The 15,230-nt window shown below is 48.3% G+C and carries 12 protein-coding genes; 2 read left to right on the top strand and 10 right to left on the bottom strand.

Features of this window, described 5'->3' with window-relative positions; all coding sequences use genetic code 11:
* Positions 1 to 37 precede the first annotated feature (37 nt).
* The 9 genes from H6F56_RS08590 to H6F56_RS08550 all read right to left on the bottom strand — a co-directional run bounded on the left by H6F56_RS08590 (position 38) and on the right by H6F56_RS08550 (position 12,113).
* Complete coding sequence (locus H6F56_RS08590) at positions 38 to 2,038, bottom strand: nitrate ABC transporter ATP-binding protein (RefSeq protein ID WP_190666841.1); 2,001 nt, start codon at positions 2,036 to 2,038, stop codon at positions 38 to 40.
* A 90-nt stretch (positions 2,039 to 2,128) separates the two neighbouring features.
* Positions 2,129 to 2,977, bottom strand: a complete 849-nt coding sequence (gene ntrB / locus H6F56_RS08585; RefSeq protein ID WP_190666838.1) for a nitrate ABC transporter permease — start codon at positions 2,975 to 2,977, stop codon at positions 2,129 to 2,131.
* Between the two features lie 123 nt (positions 2,978 to 3,100).
* Positions 3,101 to 4,450, bottom strand: a complete 1,350-nt coding sequence (locus H6F56_RS08580) for a CmpA/NrtA family ABC transporter substrate-binding protein (RefSeq protein ID WP_190666836.1) — start codon at positions 4,448 to 4,450, stop codon at positions 3,101 to 3,103.
* An 859-nt stretch (positions 4,451 to 5,309) separates the two neighbouring features.
* On the bottom strand, positions 5,310 to 6,179 hold the full coding sequence (locus H6F56_RS08575) for an NF038130 family PEP-CTERM protein (protein WP_190666834.1): 870 nt from the start codon (positions 6,177 to 6,179) through the stop codon (positions 5,310 to 5,312).
* A 394-nt stretch (positions 6,180 to 6,573) separates the two neighbouring features.
* On the bottom strand, positions 6,574 to 7,743 hold the full coding sequence (locus H6F56_RS08570) for an LL-diaminopimelate aminotransferase (RefSeq protein ID WP_190666832.1): 1,170 nt from the start codon (positions 7,741 to 7,743) through the stop codon (positions 6,574 to 6,576).
* An 88-nt stretch (positions 7,744 to 7,831) separates the two neighbouring features.
* On the bottom strand, positions 7,832 to 8,155 hold the full coding sequence (locus H6F56_RS08565) for a thioredoxin family protein (RefSeq protein ID WP_190666829.1): 324 nt from the start codon (positions 8,153 to 8,155) through the stop codon (positions 7,832 to 7,834).
* A 319-nt stretch (positions 8,156 to 8,474) separates the two neighbouring features.
* Positions 8,475 to 9,245, bottom strand: a complete 771-nt coding sequence (locus H6F56_RS08560) for a PspA/IM30 family protein (RefSeq protein WP_190666827.1) — start codon at positions 9,243 to 9,245, stop codon at positions 8,475 to 8,477.
* Positions 9,246 to 9,620: 375 nt separating this feature from the next.
* Positions 9,621 to 10,325, bottom strand: coding sequence for a PspA/IM30 family protein (locus H6F56_RS08555; RefSeq protein ID WP_190666825.1), 705 nt, complete (start codon positions 10,323 to 10,325; stop codon positions 9,621 to 9,623).
* A 384-nt stretch (positions 10,326 to 10,709) separates the two neighbouring features.
* Complete coding sequence (locus tag H6F56_RS08550; RefSeq protein ID WP_190666823.1) at positions 10,710 to 12,113, bottom strand: SPOR domain-containing protein; 1,404 nt, start codon at positions 12,111 to 12,113, stop codon at positions 10,710 to 10,712.
* Positions 12,114 to 12,609: 496 nt separating this feature from the next.
* Between H6F56_RS08550 and H6F56_RS08545 the strand changes: the two genes are divergently transcribed.
* Positions 12,610 to 13,167, top strand: coding sequence for a DUF721 domain-containing protein (locus H6F56_RS08545; protein WP_190666821.1), 558 nt, complete (start codon positions 12,610 to 12,612; stop codon positions 13,165 to 13,167).
* A 447-nt stretch (positions 13,168 to 13,614) separates the two neighbouring features.
* Positions 13,615 to 13,926 carry a hypothetical protein gene (locus H6F56_RS08540; RefSeq protein ID WP_190666800.1) on the top strand — a complete coding sequence of 104 codons (312 nt, stop codon included), beginning with the start codon at positions 13,615 to 13,617 and terminating at the stop codon, positions 13,924 to 13,926.
* A 261-nt stretch (positions 13,927 to 14,187) separates the two neighbouring features.
* On the opposite strand, the gene menB is transcribed toward H6F56_RS08540, so the two are convergent.
* Positions 14,188 to 15,021, bottom strand: a complete 834-nt coding sequence (gene menB, locus H6F56_RS08535) for a 1,4-dihydroxy-2-naphthoyl-CoA synthase (RefSeq protein WP_190666798.1) — start codon at positions 15,019 to 15,021, stop codon at positions 14,188 to 14,190.
* Between the last annotated feature and the right edge of the window lie 209 nt (positions 15,022 to 15,230).

The following is a 15,230-nucleotide window of genomic DNA, read 5'->3' as shown; positions in this document are numbered from 1 at the left end:
GCGTCAGCGCTAGTAGTCGCCCCTATACCTCACCTAATTAAGCGGCTGTAGAGCGTGAGTCTAGAATCACTTCGGCTACGCTGAAATCGCGTTTAATTTCTAGACTGTTGAGGTAACCAATCGGGTCATCTGTATTAAATGTGGTGCCATCAAATAGCTGGATCGATCCGCGATTGTATTTCACATCCAGCACCCCTATTTCTCGCGCTGCGGTGCTAAATACACTCACTCGGCATACGCGTTCTAGAATTTCCAACCAGTTCCGGGGGAAAGGAACGTCACCCCACCGTGCCATTTGCACCATGTGCCACAAATGTTCTGTACGACTGGGGCGGTTTACACCATCCCCAAAAAACAGGTGATGGGCGTATTCCCGCATTGGCTGATCTAAGCTACAGGTTGCGGCGTTGGGGTCACCCATTTGGATATAACCCACATCCGTACTAACATAATCGCGTCCAGCGACAATCTGGCGAACTTCTTCGGCGTTCGTTTCATCAGCACAGAATTTGCAAGCTTCCAGCAGCGCTTTCACTAAAGCGATGTGGGTGTTGGGATAGGCATTGGCCCAATCTTCCCGAACGCCCAGCACTTTGCCGGGATGTCCGGGCCAAATTTCTAAATCTGTGGCGACGGTAAAGCCAACCCCTTCCATTGCGGCGCGCAGGTTCCAAGGTTCCCCCACACAGAAGCCGTCAATACTGCCGGCTTGCAGATCCACCACCATTTGAGCCGGCGGCAGGTTTTGTAGAGAGACATCGCGATCAGGGTCAATGCCACCGGAGGCCAACCAGTAACGCAATAGCAAATTGTGCATGGAAGAGGGATGCACGATGCCCATTCTGTGCTGTTGCGCCGGCGACGCTTGCAGCATCTTTTTAAAATCTCCCAAGGTGTAAATTCCTTGGTCATAGAAGCGCTTGCACAAGGTTATGGCATTCCCGTTGCGCGTCATGGTGAGGGAACTGACGGTGGGAACGGGCCGGTTTTCATGGCCTCCCAAAGTTAGCCACAGTGGCATTCCTGAAGGCATTTGAGCCGCATCTAAATAACCGCCGGTGATGCCATCGGTAATCCCCCGCCAACTGGTTTCTCGCACCAAGGTCACTTCATCTAAACCGTGTTTGGTAAAGAACCCTTTTTCTTTGGCAACTGCCAGGGGCGCGCAAGCAGTTAGGGGAACAAAGCCAATTTCCAAATTAACTTTTTCCAAGCCATGACGGGCGATTGCCGCCGTTTTTCTAGCGCGAAGTTTCTTAATACGTTTCTGTTGATTGAGGAAGTAGATCATTTCACTCCGCAAGCTGTAATAGCTGGGATGTTCTACAACTTCCATGCGCTTGCGAGGACGGGGAATATCTACCTCTAGAATTTGACCAATTTTTGATTCCGGGCCATTCGTCAGCATCACAATTCTGTCAGACAATAGCACGGCTTCATCGACATCGTGAGTTACCATCACCGCAGTGACTTGGTTTTCCTCACAAATTTGCATTAATTTCTCTTGCAAATTGCCGCGTGTGAGTGCATCTAAAGCGCCGAAAGGTTCATCTAGCAGCAGCACTTTCGGACGAATTGCCAGGGCACGAGCGATACTCACACGCTGTTTCTGACCTCCCGATAGCATAGCCGGCTGTTTTTCAGCATGAGGTCGCAGCCCCACCATATCGATATGTTGCTCAACGATGCTGCGCTTCTCGGCTTTGGGAAGATGGTTAAGGACTTCATCAACGGCTAAGGCAATGTTTTCGCGCACATTTAACCAAGGCAGCAGTGAATAATTTTGAAAGACCACCATGCGATCTGGGCCAGGGCCGGTGATTTTTTGGGATTCTAGAGTCACTAACCCATCTGTGGGTAAATCCAGGCCGGCAATTGTGTTCAAAAGCGTCGATTTGCCACAACCGGAGTGTCCAATTAAGGAGATAAATTCTCCTTTTTTAATTTGAAGGTCGATTCCTTTCAGGGCGATGTATTTGCCCCCGCCGGCTAAGTCAAAGACTTTCTCAAGTTGGTCAACAGCAACAAAGACAGACATAGTATTTAAGGATTGGGAATGGGGAATAGGGCATCGGGCATTGGGCATGGGGAATGGGTGAACTTATAATTTTCACTTTTCCCTTTTCAGTTATTTACGTTCTTCTGGAACAACTTTGCTGGCGACGAAAGCCATTGCTTTGTCAAGAATTAAACCAACAATTCCGACATAAACAAGCGCCACGATAATGTCACTGGTGCGGCCAACGTTATAGGCGTCAAACATGAAGTAGCCAATTCCTACACCGCCGGTAATCATTTCTGCTGCTACAATTGCCAGCCAAGCTAAACCAATGCCAATTCGTAAGCCTGTGAAGATGTAAGGAACCGCAGCCGGTAGAACAATTTTGAAGAAATATTTTTTCTGAGGTAACCGCAAGACTCTTGCAACGTTTTTATAATCTTGCGGAATTTGCTGCACACCCACAACGGTATTAATTAAAATTGGCCAGAGTGAGGTGATGAAAATTACGAAAATCGCTGATGGTTCTGATTGTTTGATAGCTGCTAAGGCAATCGGTAACCAAGCAAGCGGGGGAATGGTACGAAGGATCTGGAAAAGTGGGTCTAGAGCTTTGAAGAGAAGGGCATTAACTCCGACGATAATGCCAACTGTTATTCCCACAATCCCCGCCAAAGAGTAGCCGACTGCCACCCGTTGTAGGCTAGCCCAGATTTGCCAAAACAAGCCTTTCGCAGTGCCTTCTCGGTCAGGATAGGCAAAGGGCCAAAATATTTTTGTCCAGCTTTCTTGAAACACTTTAATTGGACCCGGCAAAGTAGACTCTGGACTGAGCGTAAATAACTGCCAGATAATTAGAAACGTTGCGAGCGCTAAAAGGGGCGGCACCAAATTAGGAGATTGCTTTTTTAAATAAGAAACTGCACTGTCAAGCGGATTTGCCTGATTAGCTTTATTACGTCTGGAGTTGACTACCATTTGCTTTTCCTCTGATTGGTTGAAATACTTGACTTAACTGAAAACTACGGAACCGAGAATGCAAGAAACTCACTACAGAAGTTAGAACTTAAAAATTAACTTAATTCTTAAGCTTTAACACTTCTAAATCTTCTTAATCTTCACATTCTTCAAATAAGCCACTGGATCGGCGGGGTTAAAGGCAACACCATCAAAGAACTTCTCCACGCCTTTCGATGGATTCTTAGGAATTTCAGCAGCAGCAATGCCCATCTCCTTTGCCGCTTCCCGCCACAAATCCTCGCGGTTTACCTGCTTAATAATCGCCTTTGTATCGGTATTCACCGGCAGCATTCCCCAGCGCATATTTTCTGTTAAAAACCACTGATCGTGACTTTGGTAAGGGTAAGAAGCTGTTCCCTTTTCCCAGTAACGCATAACGTGAGGGCTATTTTCCGCAACTGGGCGACCGTCGCCGTAATCAATCTTGCCTTTCAGCCGGTCGATAATATCTTTTACGGGTACTTTTGCATACTCATCTCTTGATAGAAGCTGAGCCATTTCTTCGCGGTTTTCCATTTTGTCGCACCACTGCTGAGCTTCCATTACCGCTTTAAGAATTGCTTTAGTTGTTTTGGGATGTTTGTCTACCCAGTCGGCGCGGAATGCGAGCGCTTTTTCTGGATGATCTTTCCAGAATTCGCCGGTAATTAAAGCGGTATAACCAACTTTTTGATTAATTGCTCGTAGGTGCCAAGGTTCTCCAACACAGAAGCCCTGAATGTCACCTGTTTGCAGATTAGAAACAAGTTGAGCGCCGGGTACAATTTGAATCACAACATCGTTTTCTGGATCGATGCCACCGGCAGCTAACCAATAGCGCAGCATAATATCACTGGTGCCACCTTTAAAGGTGTGGGCAAAGCGCAGCGGTTTGCCGGCAGCTTTTGCTTCCTGCGCTCTCTGCTTCAATACAGAAGTATCGAGTTTAACACCTGTACCCTTAAGGCTATCAGCCACCGTAATGCCTTGCCCGCCAACGTTCAGGCGCAACGGTAAGTACATAGGAATCTTTTTATTTCCTTTGGTGACAACACCTAATGCCATTAAGTAAGGCATCGGCGTGAGAACCATACCCGCCTCAATTCCACCGCCGGCTGGATCGAGTTCCAACTTATCTCGAACCACCGCCCAAGAGGGTTGCTTTTGTAACTTAATATCCGGCACCCCATACTTGGCAAAAAAGCCCAACTCTTGAGCAATAATCAGTGGCGCAGCATCAGTTTGACCAATAAAGCCGATATTTGCTGATTTTGTTTCCGGTACTTGTTCTGCTGGCAGAGTAAGTGCTTCTACTTTTTGGGTTCGAGTGGCTTCAGAGATAGATTCAGGAGGATTTCCCAAGCAACCCTTGAGAAACACAGATCCAACAGCAGATGCTCCAGCAGTTATCAGAAATTTCCGTCGGGAATATTGAGCAGAAAAATTGGTCATAGAATCTCCTTGCGGCGACTTTCTTTTCCTAAATTTAGGTTAAGAAAATCGTCACTTTGTGTGAGTTAACAAAGCGTACTTCACGGGTTTGATGATGGGTTGCTTAGGTACTTCTGTCAGTCTTGCTTAAGTAAATTAAACTTAAGCCAAACTTTCAGAGTTTAAGCGACCGTTTGTAAGAAACTTCAGGCGCTTCACCAGGCGAATTCGCTGAATTCAGCGCAAGTCATTGTTTGATATTTCGCACTTGACTATTGGCTAAATGCCGGTCAATCGCTTTTAAGCACCTTGGTGGGGTGCGTTCGCGTCGTGCGAAACATCGATTAAAAGTAAGCTTACTGCCTTTAACGCGTACTGCATAGACTTAGGAGCTGCAAAACTAAAATAAATATTAAATTGTATCCATAAGTAAATTAATAGATCTCTCAAACCCTTATAAAATAAGCTTTTTAATCTACCGGGATCAACCTATTGAAACCATTTAAAATCCCCGATAAGTAATTAGTCTTAAGGATTTTCCTGAATCTACCCTATCAGCCTTATTGAAACCATAAGAATTTATCTATACAAAACTGTGTTGCTGTTTTGGGCAAAAAAATCCCTTTAAATCCCCCTAGTTGAGACAATTAAAACAATAGAGTTTTATCTATAGAAATTCTCAATTCGGTCAGATACATCTTTTAAGGCGCAATGAAGAGCTGCCTCTAAGCTTGAATTCCCTATATAGCGCAGGAAGATGCCAAACCCTGCCGGCTTCTACCCCAAAAAACGAGCAAAGGAGCATCAGCGGCATAAGACAAGCAAAATTTTCGAGTCCCGGCTTCTGGCAAATCGTTACAACTTCAAATCCAAATCTAATTCAAACGTTTTTCATTGTGCGTTTGGTAGCCAGCAAGCCCCCCAAACCAATTAGACTCAATATTGCACAAGGTTCTGGCACTCTGGCTGGAGGCATCCCCGCCAACAGTAATTCATAGTTACCGTTGTGCGAGAAACCATCGTTTAGGGCAAATAGCCCTGAGTTGGTGGCCTTAAAGTTATACAAATAATGAGTCTCGCCATTATAAGTAACTTTAACAATTTCACTAGCCTGCACCGTTGTGTCTGAAATCAAAGACTCTAGTGAAGCAGGAATCACACCTAATAGTAAAGATTTGGCATCATAATGACCGGCCAGCCCAATTTTAATTTCGCCGGTGATGTCATCTTGGTTAACATAAGAGATATTAGGGTCACTGAACCGTTGCCGGCCTCCATTCGCTACAAAAGAGTTATAAAGTGTGCCGCCTTCCCGTGTTCCTATCAAACTCCCCAAGCCGTTGGCACTCAACGCCTCATTGAACCATCTCTTCGCCAGCGTCACGCCCCCAACTTTGCTATCCCAGTCAGAAGCGGTGAGGCTGCTTAAGGTAATGTCTTTTCCCCCTATTGTGCCGGCGAGGCTTGTAACACCGGCATATTGTGTGAATTCTCCACCACTGAGTCTTTCACTACTGGAAAATAACTCGATATTTCCCCCTGGAGAATTGCTATTGCCACCTAAGATAGTTGACAATTTCGCAGATGGTTGTACAAATGTACTTGTGCCGTTAGAATCATAGAGCGAGTAATCACTATCGGCAACGGTTGCATTTGTGAGGCTGGCGGCGAGCACTGAGGTGCCGGAGATCGTAATCATGCCGGCAGCCAACGAAGTGCTGAACACAAATTTTTTGACAGTTCCTGCCATCTTGGGTGCCTCCTCAAATTTCTCTGGGCTATAGTCAGGCCGGTTCATCCTAGCTGGTGAGAGATAGGATATCTGCTTTATTCCATTTGAGCCTTTAATGTTTAAGTTGAGGTGTGATTGCACTCACATAAAATTGTGATCCCGCGTATTGCGCGGGAAAAGGCTCGATCCAAACTTTATATTCAGAACTATCCCTGATTCGGGTCTGCAATCCCTGATGTTTGTAGCGCGTTTAGCGGGAGCTATTTCTCTCACCCTCTGTAGATATCATAAGTCCTTTCACGGTCACCGCTAATTAAATGCGTGTTTCATTCATCAAACTTTGCGTAAAAATACATAAACACAAGGTTTGTTAGCAAATTCGCAACGCTTCTCTCTTTTTAGTTAAGAATTATTACGAGCGGACAAACTTAGCGATTCTTTCGACTGCTGCTTCCAGCACCGGCGGTTCATGGACTAAGGCAAAGCGAACATACCCTTCGCCGGCTTTCCCAAAACCGGCACCGGGAGAGGCTGCAACGCCAGTTGTTTCGACCAGTTGGGCGCAAAATTCCATCGAATTATTTTCCCAAGGTGCCGGCAGTTTTGCCCAAACATACATGGTTGCCGGTGGGGTCTCTACCAACCAGCCAATGCGGTTTAGTGCCGTGACGAAAGCATCCCGACGCTGGCGGAAAGTTTCTACCGTTTGCTTAACAATGTCTTGAGGGCCGCTTAAAGCAGCGCTCGCACCATTGAGAATTCCTAGGTATTGGTTAAAGTCAACCGCCGCTTTCACCTGTCGCAATGCTTGAATAAGCTGGGGGTTGCCGATGGCATAACCGATGCGAAAACCGCCTAAATTGTATGACTTAGAAAGGGTGAAGAATTCTATAGAAACCGTTTTATCTGGGTCAGCTTGCAAAATAGAGGGTGGGGCTGAGCCTTCAAACACCAAGTCTACATAGGGGAAGTCGTGAACCAAGACAAGGTTGTGCTGCCGGCAAAACGCGACAGCTTCTTGAAAAAACGAGAGTGGAGCGATCGCGGCGGTTGGGTTGTGGGGGTAGCTGAGCACCATCATCCGCGCCTGAGCTAAAACCGGCCCCGGCACGTCCTCAAACACCGGCAAAAATCCATTTTCTGGCCGCAGTTGCATCGGGTAAATCTGCCCGCTCGCTAAGTAAACACCGCCGACATGAGACGGATAGCCCGGATCGAGCAGCAGGGCAAAATCTCCCGGATTTAAAATCGCTAAAGGCAAATGCGCCGTTCCTTCCTGAGATCCAATGAGAGAGAGTACCTCCGTTTCCGGATCAACCGGCACGCCAAACTTCTGTGTGTACCATTTGGCGGCTGCGTGGCGAAATTTTTGAGTGCCGTGAAACAGCAAATACTGATGGGTGCTGGGATCTTTCAAAGATTGGGCGATCGTGTCGAGAATGCGATCTTCGGCAGGTAAGTCAGATGATCCCAGAGATAAATCAATCAAATCTTGGCCGGCTGCCCTCGCCTTTGCCTTGGCCCGATCCATATCGGCAAAGACATTAGCACGGAGGGGATCTAAACGTTTTGCAAATTGCATATAGTGTCAGATGTTTTGTGTTATTTGTCTTTTGTCATTGAGCCTGCACCCTTCGCCGGACAAATGACAAAAGACGATAACTCTATCTTTACAAATGGGCGTCTAGCAGACCGGCTAGTTTTTGCTGGCTGATCGCCCCTTCATAGGACTCAATCACTTCAGTCCCATTAAACAATCTCAAAGCCGGAATTCCTTCCACTTTATATTGCTTGACGGTGGCGGGATTGGGATCAACTTCCATTTTCACGACCTTGAGGCGATCGCTGTAGTTGTTTGCGGCCCAGTCCACGGAGGGTGACACGAGCCGGCACGGGCCACACCAAGACGCCCAAAAGTAAACTAAAACAGGCGTTGTGGATTGCAGGACTTCGGTTTCAAACTCGGCATCGCTAATGGAAATGAGGCTGCTCATAGCACTCCCGTTACTCAATCTGCCACAGAATTTTACAGTTTCATTATTGTGAAGCTTTTTGTCACCTCAAGGCAAATCTGTGAGCGCAACAATAAACCGAGCCGGTTGACCCACATTCTCGTATCCGTTTGATTATTCCTCGCTTGTCCGCATCTTATCCAGATTTTATCGGCCAGCACTTAGCAAACAGGTCCCGATAGACTCCCTGAAGTCATCCATCCCCTCTGTGTTCGCTCGAAATGGAACAGGTGAGAGAGTGGACGCACAGCGGTTTATCGAGACCTGGGTTGCTGGAGAAACGATCAAGAGCCGGTGAGACCTACATATCGTTGAGTTGCGAACGCAGTTCTTCCAATTCAGCGTCAACGGCTTGATTGTTTTTGGGGGCACTCGTTTGGCCAGAAGCGGGTAGAGCTTCTTGGGTGGGAGGAGCACCGCTAAGGGAAGCTTTCATTGCTGCGAGTTCATCGTCAACATTGCTGCCAGATTCAAGCAAGGCAAATTGACTTTCTAAATCGCTACCACCCAGCTCAGCAGCCGCTTGAGATCGGGCTTCCATTTGCAAAACCTTCTCTTCCATGCGCTCGAAAGCGCCCATTGCGCTGCTAGTGCCCAAATTGCCAATCGTATTTTGCAGCTGTTCGTTCGCCTTAGCAGCTTGCGCCCGCGCTTTGAGCATATTCTTTTTGGTTTTGGCTTCAGAAATCTTACTTTCCAAAGCAATCAGGTTGCGCTTGAGCGTATCCACCTGAGTCACTTGCGTATCCAGCTGGGCTTTCAGCGTTCCTGCTGTTTCAGCGTGGCTTTTTTTCCGAACCAGTGCTTCGCGGGCTAGATTTTCATCCCCTTTTTGCAAAGCTAGCTGGGCGCGTTGTTGCCAGGTGTTAGCTTGAGATTGAGCCTGATTGTACTGTTGCTCGGTGCGTTTTTGTGTGGCAATCGAACTGGCAACGGCCTGACGCAACTGCACCAGGTCTTCCTGCATATCTATGATGGCCTGGTCTAAGACCTTTTCAGGATCTTCTGCCTTGCTGACCATGTCGTTCATATTGGCCCGGACGACGCGGCTAATGCGATCAAACAATCCCATGATTTCGTCTTTCCTTTTAGGGTTTACGAGGTATGTCAGGCTTCTGGTGTCAGCCCGTTGGGTTTAATTTAGGTGGCCAGCGTCTCAATCGGTTCAGTCTGAGACGGCTGCCCTCAACTTAATATCTAGTTTAAGTTGGTATTTTCAGGGAGGCACACAGCCTTGGTGGAGATTCCACAGAGGACTCTCTTACTTCAGTGTAAAAACTTCAGGCTTTAATCGGTAGAGGCAAGGGAATTTCTTTGTATTTAGCCGGCATCTGCTTTCCGTTGTGAAAGAACTGGCTTCAAGAGTTAGTCTGCCAAGTTTCGGGTGCCGGCAAGCGATTGCTGCGTTTGAGAAGCTGTTTTCTCTTTCACATTTATTAAAAATCGTTTACGGATTCGATGACTCACCGGGAGGCAATTTGGCTGGATCGCTACCCCTAATGATTTGAGATTTCATCGCCGCTAGTTCAGCATCAACACCGCCTCCCCCTTCCAAAGCGGCAAATTTGTTTTCTAAATCATCGTGTCCCAGATGTGCGATTGCTTCTGATCGGGCTTCGAGCTGCATAACTTTCTCTTCCATGCGCTCGAAGGCATTCATGGCGCTGCCGGTGTTGAACTGTCCCATCATCTCGTTCAACTTTTCAGAAGCTTTGGCAGAGCGGGCGCGGGCAATGTACAAATCTTTTTTCGTTTTAGCCTCGGCAATTTTGCTCTCCAAGCTCCGCATATTTTGCTTGAGCTGGTTAACAACACCACTTTGTTGTTCAATCTGCGCCTTCATTGCCTGTGCTGTTTCGTGGTAGGTTTTCCGCCGCATCAGGGCTTCGCGGGCCAAATTCTCATCCCCTTTTTGCAGTGCTAGCTGGGCGCGGCGATACCATTCATCTGCTGTGGATTGAGCTTGGCTGCACTGGCGCTCTGTGCGTTTCTGGGTGGCAATTGCCTGGGCGACCGCTTGCCGCAGTTGGATCAGATCCTCCTGCATATCAATCACAGTTTGTTCCAGAATTTTTTCTGGATCTTCCGCGCTGCCAACCAGACTGTTGATATTGGCGCGAATCACCCGCATGACACGGTCAAATAATCCCATAACGGATTCTTCCTTGTACCGGATTTCCAGGCAGTTGAAGGAACAGCACTGACCGCATTCTTCCTAGCTTTTTGAATGAATGTCTTCTTTTGAGACCTTATCAGTCTTACTGCCTAGGATGAATTGCGGGTATTACTCGCACGATTATGCAAACCGCTGAGGTGTTTGCATTTTCACAAAAGGTGCTTATTGCATGGTGATGGCGAATTCACCAACAGGTTAATCTTACCAAAAAACTGCTATGAGCGTATTTCAAGCTTTGTAGCCTGTGACTTTGCCGCTGCCGGCAGACTTGCTGAAAAACCGGCCTTTGTTTTGATGCCGGCAAGACGCGAAAAACCGATTTGCAGTTTTACGGGATCTTGCCCGCTCTCATTGGCCCACTTAAGGCCGGTAAACCTTGGCTGCCAGTCCTTGTCGTTGCAGTTCCTGCACCAAAATTTGGGCAGTAGCCGCATCATTAAAAGCCCCTAACTGGATTTGAGAGCCGGCTGGGAAGTCGCGTGCGTAGGCATCTGCGACGACTTGCCGTGCTTTTTCCAGACTAGCTTCGCCGTCATAATTCAAGACAACATAGAAGTAATCGTCTGTAGCAGATTCGGCGTTCGCTGTTGCGGCGGCTGTTGGCGTGGCGGTGGGCGTGGCTGCTGGTGCCGTGGTTATGGTTACTGCTGGGCTAGGTGTTACAACCGTTACTGTCGGTGCCGGTGCTTTCGGCGCGGCTGGGGGAGCCAGGGGCTGTCCTTTTGCCGGCGGCTTGTTCGACCCTTGCGGTTTGTTTGATGGAGGCAATAAAGCCGCTGTCAAGCTTCCCAAACCTCTGGATTTGGCGGCTGGGCTGGGAGTGGGCACTGGGCCTGATTTGACAGTGACCTGGGGAATCGGGGTAGCGCTGGCGGCTTGCGGTGGAACAGAAGATTGTAGGACTGGGGCCAGTAGTGGCGTGGGCGAGGGATTCACTGTACTGAGTGTGCCCAAATCAAGTTCCACAAATTCTTCGGAGGCTAAATTTGGGGAGGTTGGCAGGCTGGCTTCCGCCGCACCGCCGGTGGTGACGGTTGTATTGTTTGAATTTTGGGCGGTGTTGGGCGTTTGCTGGTTAAAAAGCCGGCTCGGTGAGAGGTGTTTCAGACCGGACGGATTGGTGGCCACGTACCCGAAGATCGCGCTAGCCATTAAAAACAGCAACATTGACCCGATGCCCAGGGGGCTGAGCAGGTTGTCTGCGGTGTTCCGTTCCCTTTGTCTTGCTTTGGTTGCTCGTGGGTCACCAAGACTTTTGAGCAGTTCTTCTGAGGACTCCAAATAGCCGTTTGGAGCTTCGCTTTTGTTGGGATGGGCTAAACTTTCACCGGCAGCAATTTCGGTGGTGGGGCTAGGTTCGCCGTTGGCTGTTTGAGAGGCTTCTAGCGCGTTGGAGCCAGCTAGCTCTGCCGCTGAGGGTGGGATCGATATCTGGGGCAGTGATAGCTCCTCTTTTTGCCAGGTTGGAGCCGGCGGGTCAATGGACACCGACGGTGGCGGCATTTCCGCCAGTGAGCCTGCATTCGGCTGGGTTCTGCCGCCGGTGGCTGTCACATAAATTAAATCTAAGGGGTCTCGGCTTTGGTTTTGGCCAATTCCTCGGTTAGACGTGGGCGTTTGTTCCCGGCGTCGCTGGCGTCGGTATCGGGTTAATTCTTCCTCTAGCTGCACATCCAAACTGCCGAGAGCCGCTTTTAAGGCCGGCTTCAATGAATGGGTTGGCGAGGCGGGTGTGGCTGAGACAAGGTCGGGACTTTTGCTCATTGCGTGCGGCTCCTACCGGCTGTTTCGATCGCGCATCATGTAGTGAAGTGGTTTATCCCTCAGGTGCGGGCGACCTGTTTTGGGCAGTTCTGTTTGTACCGATTTAAAAGCTTAACTTGATATCTTACACCAGAGCCGGTTTTTGCTCGCCCATTGTTCCCACTGACAAGGGTTAAAGCCAATGGCTGAGGTGAAATATTTTTGATGGCGGTTGCTGTTTGCGCGGGTTGGGTCTTTTGGTGCAGATGTTTAGCCATTGCTGAACAGTGATCTGTGCCGATTCATCGATGCTTTATTTTAAGTCTCCCTTCAAGATTTTTACCGGCGAGGGGTTCTATCATTTTTGAGGCTTTTTTAATGCGTTTAACTGCAGCCGGCTTTCTTGTTGCCAAAACCTCTACCTAGATAAGTCACAGAGCCATCAGAATATAAAGGGAGGCATCGCTGATGAGCTTTGCTGATAACCGGGCGTTTGCAAAAATTTGAGAGGGGCGCGATGGCTTTTAAAGCTCTCAATCAGGTGATAGGCTCTCTAGAAAATCACGCGGGGTTGCAGCAATCACAGGAATTTCAAAGTTTGCTGCGCTGTTGGCCCGAAGTGGTCGGTGCAGCGGTGATGGCTCAAACTCGACCGCTTGCTATTGATCGCGGGGTGCTAAAGGTAGCGACATCGAGTGCGGTTTGGGCACAACAGCTCATGTTCCAGCGTCGGCAGATTTTGGCCAAGTTAAATTTGCGTTTGCCGGCATCTCTGGTAGATATTCGCTTTTCGACGGCTCAGTGGCACAACCCACTCAATGATGGGCCGGCAACCCAAGAGCAAACAGTCTTGTGGCGAGAGCATCCGAGTCGGGTAGTTGATACGCCAACCGGCGATAAAATTGAACCGAAGCCGGCTGTTAAGGAGCCAAAGGAAGCTTTTCAGCAATGGGCTGAGGGCATACAGGCGCGAACGCAATCTTTACCGCTTTGCGAGCAGTGTCAGTGTCCTGCGCCACCGGGAGAGCTTCAGCGCTGGGGAGTTTGTGCCTTGTGTGCGACGAGGGGCTGGTGAGGTGAAGCCAGGGTTTGCCAGGGCCAGCTTGCCGGCTTGCAACCGACCGGAGCCATTCTTTTAAAGGGTTTTTGGTTGTGGCCTTTCGCAAGATTTAAAAAATGTAATTATTTACTCCTTACGAATGGCAAATTCAGAGTATAATTCTTCCTCTTAGACCTTGTTAGTTAATGATTTTAGTGTATTCCTCTTGTCAGATGTTTAACGTTTTACTTGATCCCCGTTTAGTTTTGTCCTAAATTTGTCTATTGCAGCCTATAGACCGCTTCTATTTTTAAAGTTATATGTATCGGTTTTTAAAGTAAATCTAAAATAAAGATTAAGAGGAGAAACACCTCGGGGATCGCTTAAATCTATACAGGATCGGTGGTTGCAGGCTAAATAACGTTGAGAGCGATCGATTACAAATAAAAGAAGACGATCATTCGCATCTCCAACGAGAACTTTATGAAAACCCTTAATTGCTCTGCTTCCGCCTGCCGCCACTGCCGCTTTTACCAGCCAGTGGGAAGACGCGGTGGTCATTGCCAACAGTTGGATGTGCCGGTGCGAGGCGGCTGGACAGCTTGCTCGTTGGCGCTTCCTCCCTTTGCTCCCTCTTGGGAAGCACTGGAAGAACTCAGACTTTGGCATCAGGAAATGCTGAGCTGTCAGGAACCGCTTTCTTTAGAGGGTTCATTAGCTTGTTCTCAGGCAGATGCTTGCACTCAGGAAAACAACGTGACCCCGTCAAGGTTGACCTCGGCGCTTTTAGTGTAACTGAAAATATTTTATTAATGAAGCTTGCTGGCCGGTAGTGGCCAAAAACAAGTCAAGACGTTGGAGATGCATCTACCGAATTACTCGATATAGAAAATTTTGACCTAAGATTGCAGGTTTTGTAAGGGTTGGACTTACTTCAAAGCAAGGCAAAATTCGAGTCTAAAGAAAAATTGAGTAAAAATTCTCATTTCAATCGCACCGGCACTTAAACCCGGTGCGATTTTTTATGAAAAAACCTTAATTTTTGGCACTCTAGAATTATGGCAGCCAGGGGTATTGGCGAAAATCGGGAGGGCGTTTTTCGAGAAATGCTTGTTTGCCCTCCGCACCTTCTTCGGTCATGTAATAAAGTAAGGTGGCGTTACCGGCAAGTTCTTGGAGACCGGCTTGCCCGTCGCAGTCGGCGTTAAAGGCGGCTTTGAGGCAGCGAATTGCAATGGGGCTTTTCTCTAAGATTTCATTGGCCCATTTTATGCCTTCTGCTTCCAACTCTTCCACCGGCACGACACAATTGACTAAGCCCATTTCCAATGCTTGCTGTGCGCTGTACTGCCGGCAGAGAAACCAGATTTCTCGTGCCTTTTTTTGGCCCACAACTCTAGCCAAATAGCTAGCCCCAAAACCCCCGTCAAAGCTGCCGACTTTTGGGCCGGTTTGTCCAAACACGGCGTTATCTGCGGCAATTGTCAAGTCACAGATCAGGTGCAAGACGTGACCCCCACCGATGGCGTAGCCGGCAACGAGGGCAATGATCACTTTGGGCATGGAACGAATTAGGCGCTGTAAGTCCAGCACATTCAGGCGGGGGATGCCGGCATCATCGACGTAGCCGGCTGTCCCGCGAACACTTTGATCGCCGCCAGAGCAAAATGCGTATTTGCCATCGGTGTGAGGTCCCGCGCCAGTGAAGAGTACGACGCCAATGCCGGTGTCCTCACGCGCATCGCAAAAGGCATCGTAGAGTTCAAAGACTGTTTTAGGGCGGAAGGCATTGCGTTTGTGGGGACGGTTGATGGTAATTTTAGCGATGCCGTCGGTTTTGTGGTAGAGAATGTCTTCGTAAGTTTTGGCGGTTTGCCAGTTGATTTGCATAGAAAATGACTGCGTTACTTTGGCTTGAGAATTTTAACGCAGTGTCTTGAGCCGGCGCGATAGATTGGCTGTAGCCGGTTTTTGCCAATATCCCTTAGTTGCCGGCATAGAGGGAATTTTTTTTAACCGCTGATACACACCGATCAGCACAGATGAAAGCAGATGATGGGTTTTTTAAGTGTATTTTTTTGTTAAGTTTTTAAGGACAA

The organism is Microcoleus sp. FACHB-672, from assembly GCF_014695725.1.
Lineage (GTDB): Bacteria > Cyanobacteriota > Cyanobacteriia > Cyanobacteriales > Oscillatoriaceae > FACHB-68.
The sequence above is the reverse complement of the archived record's forward strand: the minus strand, read 5'-3'. Positions and strand labels throughout refer to the sequence as shown.

Bases quoted from the DNA above. Each gene is read 5' to 3' on its own strand.
- H6F56_RS08590 (WP_190666841.1), bottom strand. From the start codon at position 2,038: ATGTCTGTCTTTGTTGCTGTTGACCAACTTGAGAAAGTCTTTGACTTA.
- ntrB (WP_190666838.1), bottom strand. From the start codon at position 2,977: ATGGTAGTCAACTCCAGACGTAATAAAGCTAATCAGGCAAATCCGCTT.
- H6F56_RS08580 (WP_190666836.1), bottom strand. From the start codon at position 4,450: ATGACCAATTTTTCTGCTCAATATTCCCGACGGAAATTTCTGATAACT.
- H6F56_RS08575 (WP_190666834.1), bottom strand. From the start codon at position 6,179: ATGGCAGGAACTGTCAAAAAATTTGTGTTCAGCACTTCGTTGGCTGCC.
- H6F56_RS08570 (WP_190666832.1), bottom strand. From the start codon at position 7,743: ATGCAATTTGCAAAACGTTTAGATCCCCTCCGTGCTAATGTCTTTGCC.
- H6F56_RS08565 (WP_190666829.1), bottom strand. From the start codon at position 8,155: ATGAGCAGCCTCATTTCCATTAGCGATGCCGAGTTTGAAACCGAAGTC.
- H6F56_RS08560 (WP_190666827.1), bottom strand. From the start codon at position 9,245: ATGGGATTGTTTGATCGCATTAGCCGCGTCGTCCGGGCCAATATGAAC.
- H6F56_RS08555 (WP_190666825.1), bottom strand. From the start codon at position 10,325: ATGGGATTATTTGACCGTGTCATGCGGGTGATTCGCGCCAATATCAAC.
- H6F56_RS08550 (WP_190666823.1), bottom strand. From the start codon at position 12,113: ATGAGCAAAAGTCCCGACCTTGTCTCAGCCACACCCGCCTCGCCAACC.
- H6F56_RS08545 (WP_190666821.1), top strand. From the start codon at position 12,610: ATGGCTTTTAAAGCTCTCAATCAGGTGATAGGCTCTCTAGAAAATCAC.
- H6F56_RS08540 (WP_190666800.1), top strand. From the start codon at position 13,615: ATGAAAACCCTTAATTGCTCTGCTTCCGCCTGCCGCCACTGCCGCTTT.
- menB (WP_190666798.1), bottom strand. From the start codon at position 15,021: ATGCAAATCAACTGGCAAACCGCCAAAACTTACGAAGACATTCTCTAC.